At 70.9% G+C, this 14,995-nt stretch carries 11 protein-coding genes, 1 pseudogene and 1 riboswitch; of the genes and pseudogenes, 3 read left to right on the top strand and 9 right to left on the bottom strand.

Going from position 1 to position 14,995, the window contains the following annotated elements; translation table 11 throughout:
• Positions 1-45 precede the first annotated feature (45 nt).
• The 5 genes and pseudogenes from ACIBAG_RS20045 to ACIBAG_RS20025 all read right to left on the bottom strand — a co-directional run bounded on the left by ACIBAG_RS20045 (position 46) and on the right by ACIBAG_RS20025 (position 6,088).
• A complete protein-coding gene (locus ACIBAG_RS20045) occupies positions 46-645 on the bottom strand; it encodes a GTP-binding protein (RefSeq protein ID WP_399106823.1) in 600 nt (199 codons plus the stop codon).
• The gene (locus ACIBAG_RS20040) at positions 623-994 is read right to left on the bottom strand and encodes a DUF742 domain-containing protein (RefSeq protein ID WP_399106971.1); all 372 of its coding nucleotides are present in this window, start codon (positions 992-994) and stop codon (positions 623-625) included. The genes ACIBAG_RS20045 and ACIBAG_RS20040 overlap by 23 nt, the downstream gene beginning before the upstream one ends.
• A 2-nt stretch (positions 995-996) precedes the next feature.
• A complete protein-coding gene (locus ACIBAG_RS20035) occupies positions 997-1,431 on the bottom strand; it encodes a roadblock/LC7 domain-containing protein (protein WP_399106822.1) in 435 nt (144 codons plus the stop codon).
• Positions 1,432-2,369: 938 nt separating this feature from the next.
• Positions 2,370-4,193, bottom strand: a pseudogene (locus tag ACIBAG_RS20030) (ATP-binding protein); the annotation flags it as partial.
• 719 nt (positions 4,194-4,912) lie between these two features.
• The gene (locus ACIBAG_RS20025) at positions 4,913-6,088 is read right to left on the bottom strand and encodes an MBL fold metallo-hydrolase (protein ID WP_399106821.1); all 1,176 of its coding nucleotides are present in this window, start codon (positions 6,086-6,088) and stop codon (positions 4,913-4,915) included.
• 280 nt (positions 6,089-6,368) lie between these two features.
• Between ACIBAG_RS20025 and ACIBAG_RS20020 the strand changes: the two genes are divergently transcribed.
• Together ACIBAG_RS20020 and ACIBAG_RS20015 are read left to right on the top strand one after the other, a co-directional pair.
• Positions 6,369-7,547, top strand: a complete 1,179-nt coding sequence (locus ACIBAG_RS20020; protein ID WP_399106820.1) for a Glu/Leu/Phe/Val dehydrogenase dimerization domain-containing protein — start codon at positions 6,369-6,371, stop codon at positions 7,545-7,547.
• 119 nt (positions 7,548-7,666) lie between these two features.
• On the top strand, positions 7,667-8,266 hold the full coding sequence (locus ACIBAG_RS20015) for a TetR/AcrR family transcriptional regulator (RefSeq protein ID WP_399106819.1): 600 nt from the start codon (positions 7,667-7,669) through the stop codon (positions 8,264-8,266).
• 241 nt (positions 8,267-8,507) lie between these two features.
• Here ACIBAG_RS20015 and ACIBAG_RS20010 read toward each other — a convergent pair whose 3' ends face one another.
• The 4 genes from ACIBAG_RS20010 to ACIBAG_RS19995 all read right to left on the bottom strand — a co-directional run bounded on the left by ACIBAG_RS20010 (position 8,508) and on the right by ACIBAG_RS19995 (position 13,988).
• On the bottom strand, positions 8,508-9,293 hold the full coding sequence (locus ACIBAG_RS20010; RefSeq protein ID WP_399106970.1) for an SGNH/GDSL hydrolase family protein: 786 nt from the start codon (positions 9,291-9,293) through the stop codon (positions 8,508-8,510).
• 143 nt (positions 9,294-9,436) lie between these two features.
• Positions 9,437-10,153, bottom strand: coding sequence for a DUF6250 domain-containing protein (locus tag ACIBAG_RS20005; protein ID WP_399106818.1), 717 nt, complete (start codon positions 10,151-10,153; stop codon positions 9,437-9,439).
• Between the two features lie 332 nt (positions 10,154-10,485).
• A complete protein-coding gene (locus ACIBAG_RS20000; protein ID WP_399106817.1) occupies positions 10,486-11,448 on the bottom strand; it encodes a LysM peptidoglycan-binding domain-containing M23 family metallopeptidase in 963 nt (320 codons plus the stop codon).
• Positions 11,449-11,452: 4 nt separating this feature from the next.
• A riboswitch (cyclic di-AMP (ydaO/yuaA leader) is annotated at positions 11,453-11,611 on the bottom strand.
• Between the two features lie 307 nt (positions 11,612-11,918).
• Positions 11,919-13,988 (bottom strand): alpha-galactosidase, encoded by a 2,070-nt coding sequence (locus ACIBAG_RS19995; protein ID WP_399106816.1) that lies wholly within the window; start codon positions 13,986-13,988, stop codon positions 11,919-11,921.
• Positions 13,989-14,168: 180 nt separating this feature from the next.
• Between ACIBAG_RS19995 and ACIBAG_RS19990 the strand changes: the two genes are divergently transcribed.
• A complete protein-coding gene (locus tag ACIBAG_RS19990) occupies positions 14,169-14,966 on the top strand; it encodes a tyrosine-protein phosphatase (RefSeq protein WP_399106815.1) in 798 nt (265 codons plus the stop codon).
• The last annotated feature ends 29 nt before the right edge of the window (positions 14,967-14,995 follow it).

Raw genomic sequence — 14,995 nt, 5'->3', positions numbered from 1 at the left:
TGTGGGCGTCGGTCATATGCGGCTCCGTCCTGGTATGTGCGGGTGTCACATGTGGGCGCCGTGGCTCGGCGCGGGTGCCGGCGTGTGGGCGATGAGGTGCCGTACGAGGGTCAGCAGGGTCTGCACGCCGGAGCTGGAGATCCGGGCGTCACAGCGGACGACGGGGATCTCCGGGTCGAGGTCGATGGCGGCGCGGACCTCCTCGGGGTCGTACCGGTAGGCGCCGTCGAACTCGTTGATCGCGACGATGAAGCCGAGGCCGCGCTGCTCGAAGAAGTCGACGGCGGCGAAGCAGTCCTCCAGCCGCCGGGTGTCGGCGAGGATGACCGCGCCCAACGCGCCCTCGGAGAGTTCGTCCCACATGAACCAGAACCGTTCCTGTCCCGGCGTGCCGAACAGGTACAGGACGTGTTCCGGGTCGAGCGTGATGCGGCCGAAGTCCATGGCCACCGTCGTCTCGACCTTGTTCTCGATGCCTTCGAGGCTGTCGGTCGCGGCGCTGACCGTGGTGAGCAGTTCCTCCGTGCTGAGCGGCGCGATCTCGCTCACCGCGCCCACGAAGGTCGTCTTGCCGACCCCGAACCCTCCCGCCACCAAGATCTTCAGTGCGGTGGGGAAGGGGTCAGAGCTGTCGTCGTAGTCCATCGAGCACTGCCTCCAGAAGAGCCCGGTCAGTCGGGTTGTGGTGGAACTCGGGGGGCTTGGTGGTGAGCGCCCCGCCGTCGACGAGGTCCGACAGCAGCACCTTGGTGACCGCCGCCGGCAGCTTCAGGTGGGCCGCGACCTCGGCGACCGAGACAGGGGCACGGCACAGGACGAGCGCCTGCTCGTGCTCGGGGCCGAGATAGCCGAAGGGGGTCGCCCCGGTGGCCATCACCTGCGACATGAGGTCGAGCGCGATGGTGGGCCTGGTACGGCCGTTGCTGACGGTGAAAGGGCGCACCAGCCGTCCGGCCGCGTCGTCGAGCCAGGGCCCGTCGCCGGCCGCCGTCACGTTCAAGGCCTCAACGCCGAGGGTTCGACGGAGTGCTGGCGGGGGGCGGTGACCAGGTACGGGCGGACGCTCTTGACGAGCATGGCCATCTCGTAGCCCAGCACCGCCGCGTCGGCCTCTCGGCCGGCCAGCACGGCGAGGCAGGTGCCCGAACCGGCCGTCGTCACGAACAGCAGTGTCGAGTCGAGCTCGACGACGACCTGGCGCACGTCCCCGCCGTCGCCGAAGCGGACTCCGGCGCTGCGGCCGAGGGAGTACAGACCGGAGGCCAGGGCGGCCATGTGGTCGGCGCTGTCCGGATCGAGGCCGTGAACCGACTTCACGAGCCCGTCGCAGGAGAGGAGCACCGCACTGGTCGTGTGCGGTACGCGCTGCACGAGGCCGCTCATCAGCCAGTCGAGATCGGAAACATGAGCGGTCGGCGCTTCGCTCGCCATGATGGATCGACTCCTTGAGGTACGAAGGTCTGCGGGAGCGCTGGGGGTGGGGGTGGCCTCCCAGGCGGACTTCGAGCTGGTCAGGGGCGTGGTCATCCGGCTGGTGCGCTCCCGTCGTGCCGGGTGGTGTGGTCGGTGCCGGGCGCGGACCCGGGGTGCGTCTCGGTCATATGGGCCGGGTCCATGGGCGTTACGCCCATGTGCGGCCGGGTGGGCATGGGGGTCACGTCCGTGTGGAGTGCCTCCAAAGAGGACGGGCGCAGAGGCGCGGACTGCGGGCGCCCTGTGTCGAGGTTCGTCGGTTCCAGCCGGATCGATGCCGGGCGTACGGACTCCAGGCGCGTGGTCTCGGGTGCGGGGTCCGGACGCGTCGGGTCCGGGTTGGGTGGCGTGGTGTCCGAGGTCGTGTGCGGTGGGGGCGTGTAGGAGGAGGGCGTCGGATGCGTGGTGGTGGCCGGCGTGGTGGCAGTGCGGGCCAAGTCCATGTAGCCGGGGTTTCCGTGGCCCCCGTCCATGTGGGTCAAGCCCATGTGGTCCGAGGTTGTGTGGCCCAGAGTCGTGTGGCCGGACACCGGGTACGTCATGTGGCCGGACGATGTGTGCGATGCGTCCACGTGGTCCCCGCCCATGTGGTCCACGCCCATGCGCCCGGCGTCCATGTGTGCATCACCCATGTGTGCGCCGCCCATGTGCCACGGCCCCACACCTCCGGGTTCCCGATGCCCCAACTCCGAGGAGCGGCCGCCCATATGGCCGCCACCCATGTGCTCGGAATCCGTAAGTCCGACATCGGTGTGCCCGACATCTGAATGCCCGAGATCCGCATGTGTCCCATCCACACGGCCGGCGTCCCCGCGCCCTGCATCCATGCGCGTCGCATCCATGAGCCCGGCGTCCAGGTGGGCGCCCTCCCCACTCCCGGCGTCCGTGCGCGTCGCATCCATGTGCCCCGCATCCATGTGCGCCGCCTCCATGGTCTGCTGCGTCTCGGCCAGCCCGATGCCCCGCTGGAACGCCGCCATCAGCCCCGGGTCATGCCCGGCGAGGTAGTCGGGTTCCTGGCGCGGTGCGGGGGCGTCCCGGAGTTGGGGCGCGATGTGCTCCTGGGCGCGGCGCCGGGGCAGTTGGGGTTTGCCCATGGTGCCGCGGACGGTTCCGGTGCGCGGAGTCGGCGGCGTGACCGTGTTCTCCTCGACGATCCGCCGCTCGCCGGGCCTGATGCCGGGCAGGGCGTCCGCCGGGTTGGCCCGCCCGTCGTCGGCACCGCGTACCGGCAACGGTGCCGTTCCGCTGCCGTTGGGCCTCGGGGTGGCTGCGCCCCTTCCACCCGTCTGCGGTTGCGGCGGGCGAGGAGTCCCGGGCGCCGCCTCGGCCGTGCCGCGCTGCCCGCTCGCCGAGGCGGTCGCCGTGGGCTGCCGATGCTGCTGCGGCGGCACCGACGCCTGCTTCGGTCGTGCCTGCGAAGAGGTACGCGGTGGTACGGCCGTACCCGCCGCCGCTTGCGGCTCCGCAGACTCCGTCGCCCGTCCCGCCCCGCCCCGGGCCCCCGTCCCCGGTTCCGCCCCCAACAGCCCCTGTGGCACCACGAGTACGGCCTGTACACCGCCGTAGATGTTGGTCTGGAGCCGCACATGGATGCCGTGCCGCTTGGCGAGCTGCGAGACCACGAACAGGCCGATGCGCCCGTCCGCCAGCAGGCTGGCGACGTTGACCTGGTCCGGATCGGTGAGCAGGGCGTTCATACGGTTCTGTTCGGCGACGGGCATGCCGAGCCCTCGGTCCTCGACCTCGACGGCGAGGCCCGAGGTCACGAGGTTGGCGCGGAGGAGCACCTGGGTGTGCGGGGCGGAGAACACCGTGGCGTTCTCGACGAGTTCCGCCAGCAGGTGGATGACGTCGGCGACGGCGTGCCCGCGCAGGGTGCCGTCGATGGGCGGCACGAGCTTGACCCGCGAGTACTGCTCGACCTCCGCGATGGCGGAGCGCAGCACCTCGGTCATGGAGACCGGGTTGCTCCACTGCCGACGGGAGACGGCACCGCCGAGCACGGCGAGGTTCTCGGCGTGGCGGCGGATCCGGGTGGCGAGGTGGTCCACGTGGAACAGCCCCTTGAGCAGGTCCGGGTCCTCGATCTCGTTCTCCAGCTCGTCGAGGATCGAGATCTCGCGGTGCACGAGTGACTGCAGGCGCCGGGCGAGGTTGACGAAGACCTCGAGCTTCTGTTCGCTGCCCGCCTGACTGGAGAGCTGGGATGCCTGGACGACGGCGGTGACGGCCCCGTCGTGGGCACGGGCGAGATCGGCCGCGAGCAGTTCGAAGTCGTCGGCGCCCTCGGGCGCACCGCTGCGGGACTTGCGTTTCGGCGGGCCGTCGCCGCGCCTCAGCGCCTCGACCAGGGCCCGCAGATCGGCCTCGCCGCGCGCGCTGCTGCGGCGCAGGGCGCCGATGCGCTCGCTCACGGACCTGGCGGTGCGGTTGGCGGCCACGGCGGCGATGAGGATGGCGGCGAGGGTCACCGAGACCGCGCCGGTGAGCACACCCCACAGGGTGAGGCTCGGCCGCGCTCCGGTGGTGCGTACGACGAACAGCACAGCCGCGCAGGCGCTCAGGGCCACCGCGATGGGTGGCAGTACGGCCAGGCGCAGCAGTTGGGGCCGTATATGGGTCTCGGGCAGCGCTGGTGCGGTGCGGGCGGCCGGGCGCCCGTGCCGCCCGCCCTCACGGCGGTCTGCGCGTGCGGCCGGGGCGCGGAGTTGAGACATCGGGGTCCTCGTGCTGGTCCGTCGGTCGGGGCCTGGGGGTGCGCGCGGTCTGCGCGGCCCGGGGCATGCGCCATCGCGATGTCGGACGACGGAGCCGACACGATTTCGGCTCCGCGTCGCCCGACGGACACTCACAGTAGTCGCCTCCGCATCATGTGCGGTGGGCAGTTGACAAAGTCCCGCAGGCAGCGTCCCGCTCTGGTATGAGCTCTCGTACGACAGACCGATAACCAGCCCCACAGTTCGCCCAGATGGAGCATGCGAACGATCGGACCTGGTCAGAAATGGTCACGCCCAAAAGTCAGGGGCGGGGCACCCGCTGGACCCCGCCCCTTGCGCACTTCCCGTTTCCCGATCCATGAACGCCCCCGCCGGGACGATTCAGCACCCGGAACGCCCGGTTCTCCATTCCCCGGCACGTCACCGGCGGTAAGGGCGCGCATGACTCCACGTGCGCCCCGGCGAGCTCCCACACGCCCGGCGTGAACGGCCTTGAGGGGACGCGTGGAGCCGACGAACGCCCGCGGCGTTCCGTGGCACTGCCGCCCGCGGCGTTCCGTGGCACTGCCGCCCGCGGCGTTCCGTGGCACTGCCGCCCGCGGCGTTCCGTGGCACTGCCGCCCGCAGCGTTCCGTGGCACTGCCGCCCGCAGCGTTCCGTGGCACTGCCGCCCGCAGCGTTCCGCGGCGCTGCGGACCCGTCGCGAGATCAAGCCCCCTCTAGGCGACCACCGGGTCATCCGCGACCGACGCGACCGGCGGCCAGGTCGGCCACCCCTCGGCCGGCACCTCGGCGACCTCACGCCACCACGGCGTCACGGACGACACCGACGCCGGCTCGAAGGGCTCGCCGCACAGTGGGGCCGCCAAGGTGACCCCGGCCTTGTGCGTGGCCCGCATCATCCACTCGCCCGGCTCCGCCCAGGGGTGCGGGGCGAGGTTGAAGGTCCCCCAGTGGATCGGCAGCAGGACGCCCGCGGCCGGATCGTCGTTCTGCAGGTCGAGGTGGGCCCGCACGCCCTCGTCCGGTGTCATGTGGATGTCGGGCCAGAAATCCGCATAGGCGCCGACCTGGATCATCGTGGCGTCGAACGGGCCGTGGTCGGCGCCGATGTCCTTGAAGCCCTCGAAATAGCCGGTGTCACCGCTGTGGTAGATCCGGTGCTCCTCGGAGGCGACGACCCAGGACGCCCAGAGGGTGTGCTGGGTGTTGCGCAGTCCGCGGCCGCAGAAGTGGCGGGCCGGGGTGGCGGTCAGGGTGAGCCCGCCGATCTTCGTGGACTCGTGCCAGTCCAGCTCGCGGAGCCGGTCGGCGGACACGCCCCAGTGTTCGAGGTGGGCGCCGACGCCGAGCGGCACCGCGAAAACGGTGTCCGTGCCGGCCAGTGCCTTGATCGTGAGCATGTCGAGATGGTCGTAGTGGTCGTGCGAGATGACCACGACGTCGACCGGGCCGAGCGCGGCGAGCGGCAGCGGCACGGGGTGCAGCCGCTTGGGCCCGGCAAAGGGGAACGGGGAGCAGCGCTCGCCCCACACCGGATCGAAGAGCACCCGGTGGCCGTCGATCTCCGCGAGAATGCTGGAGTGCCCCATCCAGGTCAGGCGCAGTCCGCCGGCGGGCGGCTTGGCCAGGTCGGCGTATGTGGTGGGGTGGAGCGGCACCGTGCCCTTCGGGGCGCGGCGGAGCCGGGAGTCCTTGTCGAAGAAGACCTTGGCGAACTCCAGCATGGACCCGGAGGGCCGCATCCGGGCGGTACCCCCGGGGTTCTGGAACACCCCGTCCTTGAAGTGCGGCGATCTGCGGATGCGCGCCATGCGCTCACCGCTCGGGTCCACGCCGAAGGCCTCGGGCCGCAGGGCACGGGGCCCGGAGCTCGGGAAACGGAAACCGGGCACGGTACCTCCAGGTGGAGTCGGTGAGGCCTTCCATTATGGTCGGCACCTTTGACAACCCCGGATGGCTCCGGTGAGTTCCCGGGAGCCCGTGACGACGCATCTCGCCGCAACCGGGCGGCGCTCCGGGCGCCTTCGGACGACGACCCGGGTGCTGCGCGAACCGCCCTGCCGCTGAAGATCGATTCAGTACGTTGACATGTTCGCGCCCTTCCTCCGATACTGACCCACCGTTCAGTAACCGCGCGCGGCACGCGGCCCCCACGCCCTCACCGGAGACCTCATGACCACCCCACTCCTGTCGCTCACCTGGACCGACGACGTCACCGGCCGCCAGGGCTTCCTGGTCGTCGACCGGCTGGTGCGCGGCGTGTCCAGCGGTGGGCTGCGGATGCGGCCGGGCTGCACGCTGGACGAGGTCGCCGGGCTCGCCCGCGGCATGAGCATGAAGGAAGCACTGCACTACGACCCCGAGGCGCGGTACGTCCCCCTGGGCGGCGCCAAGGGCGGCATCGACTGCGATCCCCGGGATCCTGAGGCCTACGGGCTGCTGGTGCGCTACCTGCGGACCATGCGGCCGTACATCGAGAGCTTCTGGACCACGGGCGAAGACCTCGGCCTCAGCCAGGACGTGGTCGACCGGGCGGCGGCCGAGGCGGGGCTCGTCTCGTCCATCCAGGCCGTGTATCCGCTGCTCGACGACGAGGCCGGCGCCCGGGGGCGGCTCGCGGACGCGTTCGCGGTCGAGGTGGACGGCAGCGGGCTCGACGAGCTGGTCGGCGGGTGCGGGGTCGCCGAGTCGGTGCTCACGGCCCTGGACCGGGCCGGTGTGCCGTACTGGAGGACGCGCGTGGCCGTGCAGGGTTTCGGGACCATGGGCGGCGCCACGGCACGCTTCCTCACGCGCGCGGGGCTCACGGTGGTGGCGGTCGCCGACATCAAGGGGACGATCGCCAACCCGGCGGGCCTCGACGTCGACGCCATGCTCGCGGCGCGGGACGCGTACGGCACGGTCGACCGCGCCGCGCTGCGCCCCGGCGACCGTGAGCTGCCGGGCGGCGCCTGGCTGGCGGCCGAGGCGGAGGTGCTGGTGCCGGCGGCCGTCTCGTACGCGATCGACGCCACGAACCAGGAACGGATCACCGCCCGCTGGATCGCCGAGGCGGCCAACATGCCCGTACGGCCCGATGCGGAGGACCTGCTGGCCGCGCGGGGCGTCACCGTACTGCCCGACGTCGTGGTCAACTCGGCCACGAACGCCTGGTGGTGGTGGACGCTGTTCGGCGACATCGGCGCCGACGCGGACGAGGCCTTCGCCCACGTACGACGCTCGATGCGGGCTCTGACCGACCTCACGCTGGCCCGCGCCGAGGCCGACGGGACGACGCCCCGCGCCGCCGCCCACGCCATCGCGGCGGACCGGCTGCCGGTGATCGCCGAGCGGTTCGGCCGGCATCGCTGACGGCGGGCGGTTCGGCTGTCACCGATGACGGCCGCCGCAGGGCACTCCGCCCTGCGGCAGCCAGGAAACCGCCCGTGCCCAGGCCTTAGGGTGACGGAGTGACAAGAGTGCGGTTGAGCGTGGCGGAGCGACGTGAGGAGTTGCTGCGTGCCGCCGTCGAGCAGATTGAGGCACGGGGAGTGGCGGCGGTCAGGATCGCCGACGTGGCCTCGGCGCTCGGGGTGAGCAACGCGCTGGTGCTCTATCACTTCGCCACGAAGGAGAAACTGGTCGCCGCCGCGTTCACCCATGCGGCCGAGGGCGACCTGGGTCATCTGCGCAGGATTCTCGGTCGGCGTACGACGGCGCTACGACGGCTGCGGGCTGCCGTGCGCTGGTACGCGCCGACCGGGCAGGCCAAGGGCTGGCGGCTGTGGATCGAGGGCTGGGCGGCGGCGCTGCGCGAGCCCGCGCTGCGCGAGGTCACACGGAACCTCGACCGGCAGTGGAAGGCCGCCATCGCCGAGGTCATAGCGGAGGGCGTGGCCGCCGACGAGTTCCGCTGCCCGGACCCCACCGGCACGGCCCTGCGTCTGACGGCCCTCCTCGACGGGCTGGCCGTCCAGCTGACGTCGTACCCCGGCGCGGTGTCTCGCGCGCGTGCCCAGGAGTGGGTGGACGAGACGCTCGCCCGGGAACTGGGCCTGGAGCGGGAGGCGTTGACCACATCGGCGCGGTGAGGTGACCGCGGGCCGAGTGGTCGGTCCCTTCTCGCCCACGACGGCCGTGTGAATCGTCCTCGGCGCCGGGCGGGCGGCCGATGACAGCCGTGCCGCCCCTGCCGTTCCTCGGCGATGGGCCGCCCCACGACAGCCACGCAGGCCCCACGACGGCCGAACAGGCCCCATGACAGCCGCGTGGGCCGCACCCTCGAACAGGGCACGGCCCGCACCGCCGACGCGCAGCCTCAAGCCACGACCGTCAAGCCACCGACCGGATCCGCGACTTGATGTCGTCCGGCGACAGCGCGCCCTTGGCCGTCACATGGTCCCCCGACGACTCGCCGCGCAGGCGCCGACCGATCCACGGCACCAGGTACTCACGGGCCCAGTGGACGTCGTCCCGGCGGATCTCGAGGGTGCCGCGGGGCGGGAGCGGCGGCCAGGGCTGGTCCGGGTCGGCCGGCACCTCCAGACCGAGGACCTGGCCCGCGCGCAGCGCCACGCGCGTGTGCCCCTCGGGAGACAGGTGGAGCCGGTCGTCGTCCCAGGCCCGGCGGTCCTGGACGGTCTTCAGGGACCACAGGTCGAGCACCGGGCAGCCGTACCGGTCGGCGATGGCCCGCACATGGCCGTTGTAGGTGGCGATCTTGCCCCGCAGATGCTTCAGCACGGGCACGCCACGGGTGTCGAAGCCGGTCGTCACCATGACGGTGCCGACCGCGGCGGTGAGCCGGGCGACCGCCCGCTCGAAGCGCTCGGCCACCTCGTCGGGGTCGGTGCCCGGCCGGATGATGTCGTTGCCGCCGGCGCAGAACGAGACCAGGTCCGGGGCCAGTTCCACGGCTTTCGGGAGCTGGTCCTCGACGATCTGGTCGAGCAGTTTGCCGCGGACGGCCAGGTTGGTGTAGTCGAAGTCGCCCTCGGGGCGCCGGTCCGCGAGCAGGACCGCGAAGCGGTCGGCCCAGCCGACGAACGCCCCGTCGGGGCCGGGGTCGCCGACGCCCTCGGTGAAGCTGTCCCCCACCGCGACGTACGACCCGATCACTGATCTGCTGTCACTCTTCGAATCGCCTGTCACACCGGCATGATTCACCTTCGAATGTGACCTACGCGACCGTAAGGAAGGGTTGACGGACGGTGAGATAAGCCACTCCCCAAGTGTTGACCAAATCTGGAATAAGCCTCTGATCAGGGCTGTTGTGGGCTCAATCGCCACACCCGGAAGTCGCTGAACCGGAAGTGGCTCCAGGTGGTCCGGAAGGCGAAGTGCCCACCGCCGTACGGCTCCGGGTCGGTGAAGTCGAAGACGAGCCGGCCGTTGTTCCACCACCGCACGGTCGGGCCGTCGGAGACGATCCGGACCCGGTGGGGCTCGTTCGCCACGAGCAGCGGCTCGGCGTAGTCGTAGACCAGCGGACGGACCCCGGCCTGACCGACGTACCTGCGCAGCCGTGTGGTGGTGTTCGTGTTGGCGCCGTAGCCGACGTAGTACGTCCTGAGGTGGTCGTACTCCGCCAGGGCCCCGCCTCGCCTGGTCGCGAACAGGTCGTCCGGGGAGCGGACGTCGGTGGCGTTCCAGAAGTTGTTGAGGTCGCAGACGCGGTCGTTGACGCCGCCGGCCGAGATGGGCACGGCCGTGTACTCGATGGCGTACGGGCCTTGCAGCCGCTTTCTGAACCAGATCGTCGCGCCCGCGGGCACGTCGACCTCCAGTACCCCGCGCGAGGCGGTGACGGTGCCGCCCTTCTCCAGTTCCACGGCCCACCGGCCGAGACCGTGACGGAAGTCGTCGTGCGCGATCAGCCCGCGATGGCGCGGGGCCGCGCCGGCGGTGCCCGCGGGGCCGAGGGCGGTCAGAGCGGCGCCAACGGCCAGGGCTGCGAAGGCTCTACGCGTGGTTGTCACTGGGGACGGCTCCTTCCGGGAGGGTGCAGACAGCCGTGCGGATGACGGGCGCCCTCCGATGCCTTGTCACCGCCCCCGCCGGACAGGGGAGTTGACGCGGGCAGCAGAAAGCGCTTGCAGTGCTGCGCCGATCACTGTGCCTTCCCGCCTCCCCTCCTGTCGACACTCCGGACATGCCCGCCACACGAACGCAATGCGGCGCTCACGACCGATCGAGCCCGGACACACCGAAGGCCGGACCCGGGGATCGGGGTCCGGCCTGCGGCAGCGTGTCAGGCGTGGGGTCCGCCCCCGCTCGAGAGGAGCCTCGAGCGGGGAGGGTCGGCGGGGGATCAGCCGATGGCGACACCCTTGGAGCGGAGGTAGGCGACCGGGTCCACGTCCGAGCCGTAGTCCGGCGTGGTGCGGATCTCGAAGTGCAGGTGCGGGCCGGTCGAGTTGCCCGTCGATCCGGAGAGGCCTATCTGCTGGCCCGCGGTCACGGTCTGGCCGGCCGAGACGGAGAGCGAGGACAGGTGGGCGTACTGGGCGTAGTAGCCGTCGGCGAGCCGGATGACGACCTGGTTGCCGTACGCGCCGGCCCAGCCCGCGGAGACGACGGTGCCCGCGCCCACGGCCTTCAGCGAGGTGCCGGTCGGAGCGGAGAAGTCGACGCCGGTGTGGTAGCCGCTGGACCACATGCTGCCCGCCACCTTGTACGCGGTGCCGACGGCGGCCGAGGACAGCGGGGCACTGAAGCCACTGGCGGTGCTGGTCGCCCCGGCGCTCTGGGCAGCCTTGGTCGTCTTGGTCGCGGAGGACTTCGCGGCGGAAGAATCCGAGGAATCCGACGACTTCGAGGGCGAAGAAGAGGAAGACGGGGAAGAGGGCGACGACTTGGGGGTGCTCGTCGCGGCCTTCTTGCCACCGATGGTGAGCTTCAGACCGGGGTGGATGAGCGACGGGTCCGAACCGACGGCCTCTCGGTTGTCGGCGTAGAGCTTCTTCCAGCCACCGCTGACGTTCTGCTCGTCGGCGATCTTCGAAAGGTAGTCGCCGACCTGCACCGAATAGGTCCGCACACCCGTCTTCCGAGCCGCGTCCTTCTTCTCTGCGGCCTTCTTCTCGGCCGCCTTCTTCTCAGCGACCGGAAGTGTCTGAACGGCCTTTCCGGAAACGGACTGCGCGGGAGCGGCATGGGCGCCGGTGGCTCCGATGAGCGGGAGGGCGAGAGCGGCTCCGCCGGTTCCGGCGACGGCTATGGAGCGGGTGAAGCGCAGGGACTTCGGGCGGCGGTGCTTACCCTTCGCGGGCATGGCGAATTCCTCTCCGGCGCCTGCGAGGTGAGCTGTCGGGTGCGGGCTGGAGATGCCCGGCCGCGTCGGGACGCGACTTGACCCCAAGCCTGTTCCGGAGACCGGAACAGGCGGTTTTACCTGTGGGTCCCCCGCTCCTGCCATGGTCGGGTGAGTTTGCGCGGGCTCCGGTCGGCGGCAGGATTCGGCGTCCGTCCGGATTGGTGGCGAACGTAAGCGAGGAAGACGCACGGGAACAAGTGAGAGGTTCCGTCCGAATGCGTTCCTGTTGATCCCTTGTGGGAATTCTCGGTCACCCTGCGTGAATTATTGATGCGCCGCCCGACTCAAAACCCCTTGAAAAGCAGGGGAATTACATGAACATGACGGGCGACGCACGGTCACGAATATGACGCTCCTCACGCGACTCCGCTCCAGCTTCCTTTGCTTCAGAGCGAGTTGGAATGAAGGCGTCAATTCGGACAGAACCCCTAGATGCGGCGCAGGCGGATAACTGTCGCATCAAGGTCGCCGCGCAGGTTGGTGCGCAGTCCGTGATGCAGCAATACGGCACCTCGGTGAACTTCGCCCGTTTCGCGGCATTCGTACGATGCTGTCGGGTCGAGCCCACGCAGCCGCAGCGCCGGTACGGATTCGCCGTAGCTCTGCGCCTGAAGCCAGGCGAGGACGACCGTCTCGTCACCGAGCGCGTACTGCACCGCACTCAGCCCGCCGCGCGGGGGCCGCAGCCGGTAGAGGTCGCCACGCTGCACGACGGGCCGGATCTCCTTGTAGAGCTCCACCCACTCCCGCGCCTCGGCGAGCTCCCCCTCGGTCCACTGCGTGAGGTCTCCGCCGACGCCGAGCACCCCGGCCATGGCACTCACGAAACGGAACCGCAGCGAGCTGGCCCGGCCGTTGAGCTGGTCGTTCGGACTGTCGGTGACCCAGGCGGCCATGACCCGCGCCGGGTGGATCTGACTGAAGCCGTGCTGGATGGCGAGCCGGTCGAGCGGGTCGGTGTTGTCGGACGTCCACACCTGGTCCGTACGGCTCAGCACGCCGAGGTCGATCCGGCCGCCCCCGCCCGAGCAGGACTCGAAGGCGACGCCCGGGTGGGCGGCGCGGAGCCGGTCCAACAGGGCGTAGAAGGCGCGGACGTGGTCGACCCAGAGCCGCTGCGGGTACGGCTCACCGGGCCAGCCCGCATCGCTGAAGCAGCGGTTGAAGTCCCACTTCACGTAGTCGACGGGAGCGCTGGAGAGGATCTCGTCGAGCCGGTTCCAGAGGTATTCCTGGACGTCTTGGCGGGCCAGGTTCAATACGAGCTGATTGCGGAATTCCGTCCGCTTTCGCCCGGTCTGGTACTGCACCCAGTCCGGGTGGGCCCGGTAGAGCTCGCTGTCCGGATTGACCATTTCCGGCTCCACCCAGATGCCGAACTGCATGCCGAGGCCGTGTACATGGTCGGCCAGGGGCTTGAGGCCGGACGGGAAGCGGTCCGGGTTGGGCGTCCAGTCGCCGAGCCCGGCGCGGTCGCTGGTGCGCGCCCCGAACCAGCCGTCGTCGACGACGAACAGCTCCACGCCGATCGCGGCGGCCCGTCGCGCGAGGGCCCTTTGCCGCTCCTCGGAGATGTCGAACTCCGTCGCCTCCCAGGAGTTGAAGAGCACCGGCCGGTCCTGATCGGCGTCGGGGATGACATGGGCGCGCTGGTAGGCGTGCCAGGCGCGGCTCGCGCCCCCGAAGCCGCCGTCGCTCCACAGCCCGGCGAAGACGGGGGTCACGAACGACTCCCCCGCCGCCAGCCGCAGCAGACCCGAGTCGTCGTACCCGACCCCGCCGGTGATCTGCACGCGCGCGTCCGGCAGCTGGGCCACCGCGATCCGCCAGGACCCCGACCAGGCGAGGGCGCAGCCGTACACCTCGCCGCGCTCCTCGGTGGCGTCGGTGTCGAGCGCGACCCAGGGCAGGAGCGGGTGCCCGGTGTGGCCGCGGCGACTGCCGATGACCTTCTCACCGTAGGTGAGGGGCGACTGCGTCAGCCGGGACTCCGCGGCCCAGCGTCCGTGCAGTTGGGACAGCCGCCAGTCCTCGCGCTCGGGCAGGGTCCAGGTGGCGGAGTCGGCGCGCAGCAGCTCCAGGTCGGGCCCCTGGTTGTCCAGGGTCACCCAGCGCTCCACGACGTCGTCGCGCATCCGGTAGTGCAGGGTGATGCCCAGCCCGCCGTCCCGGAACCGCAGCCGCAGCTCCTCGCCCTCGGTCTCGTACGCCTCGAAGGTCCACTCGGTGCCGCGCCGCTCGTCGGTGCGCACGGAAAGGGCCGGGCGCACGAAGCGGGGGCCACCCTCGACCGGGTACTCCTCACGTCCGTCGAGCTGCGACTCGAAGGGCCAGTAGTCCGGGAGCGGGCGCACGGCCAGCTCCTCGGCGTCGGCGAGCGCGATACGCGGTCCCCAGTGGAGGTGCAGCAGCTCGGCGCCCTCCGTGAGGTGAAGGGCGTAACTGCTGGTGGGCCCGGAAAGAACCCAGGTACGCCCGCGGTCGGAGATCTCCAGCATCAAGCCCTCACACATTCGAACAGGTCCGATCAAGCGTCAACATCATCAAGCCCCGCGCGGCTCCGATGCAACGCCTGTGGACAACTCATTGCCCCAGGAATCCATGTCGTATGGTCGAGAGCGCATCCCGTCGGCCGCACCGCCGAGCCGCGCCGACGGGGCAGACTGGGAGGAGCCCCCGTGACGCAGCAGATCCCGTCGACCGAGCCGGAGCTGGCCGGAGTCCGCAACTTCCGCGATGTGGGCGGCCTGCCGACCGTGGACGGACGGCGGGTGCGGTACGGAGTGCTGTTCCGCAGCGGCCACCTCGCGCACGCGACCGAGGAGGACGCCGCATTCCTCGGTTCCCTGGGTCTGCACACGATCTTCGACTTCCGCAACGCGGCGGACCAGAAGCTCGAGGGGCCGGACGTCGAGCTGCCGGGCGTGCGCAATGTGAACCTGCCGCTGAGCGACCCGGCGGACGGCGCGGAGTTCTGGAAGATGGTCCGCGACGGCGACATCGACCAGCTGCGGGAGATCCTCGCCGACGGCAAGGCGGCGAACCGGATGATCGCCTCGTATCGCATGATCATCAAGGAACGCACCGCCGAGCACTCCCAGGTGCTGCACGCGCTCGTGGAGGACAGCGTCCCCGCCCTGATGCACTGCGCGGCCGGCAAGGACCGCGCCGGCCTGTCCATCGCCGTGACGCTGCTCGCGCTCGGCGTGGAGCGCGACGCGATCCTCGCCGACTACCTGGAGTCCAACGCCAAGCACCGCCGCTACAAGGTGCACCGCAGCAGCAGCTCCGCCTCGGCCTACTCCCCCGAGGTCATGGAGCTGCTGAGCCCGCTGTTCGACGCGCGCGCCGAGTATCTGACGGCCGCCTTCGAGACGATCGAGGGGACGTGGGGCGGCGTCGACGCCTATCTGGAGCAGGGCCTGGGGATCACCCCGGAGGCCCGGGAGCGCCTGCGGGAGCGGCTGCTCGACTGACGCCCGGCCGCCGGGGGCCGCCCCGCGTG

The organism is Streptomyces sp. NPDC051243, from assembly GCF_044455405.1.
GTDB lineage: Bacteria > Actinomycetota > Actinomycetes > Streptomycetales > Streptomycetaceae > Streptomyces.
Note: the sequence above shows the minus strand (reverse complement) of the source record. Positions and strands in the feature narration are given on the sequence as shown.

Coding starts and splice junctions, on each gene's coding strand:
- ACIBAG_RS19995 (WP_399106816.1), bottom strand. CDS start 13,988: ATGCTGGAGATCTCCGACCGCGGGCGTACCTGGGTTCTTTCCGGGCCC.
- ACIBAG_RS20045 (WP_399106823.1), bottom strand. CDS start 645: ATGGACTACGACGACAGCTCTGACCCCTTCCCCACCGCACTGAAGATC.
- ACIBAG_RS20020 (WP_399106820.1), top strand. CDS start 6,369: ATGACCACCCCACTCCTGTCGCTCACCTGGACCGACGACGTCACCGGC.
- ACIBAG_RS20000 (WP_399106817.1), bottom strand. CDS start 11,448: ATGCCCGCGAAGGGTAAGCACCGCCGCCCGAAGTCCCTGCGCTTCACC.
- ACIBAG_RS20035 (WP_399106822.1), bottom strand. CDS start 1,431: ATGGCGAGCGAAGCGCCGACCGCTCATGTTTCCGATCTCGACTGGCTG.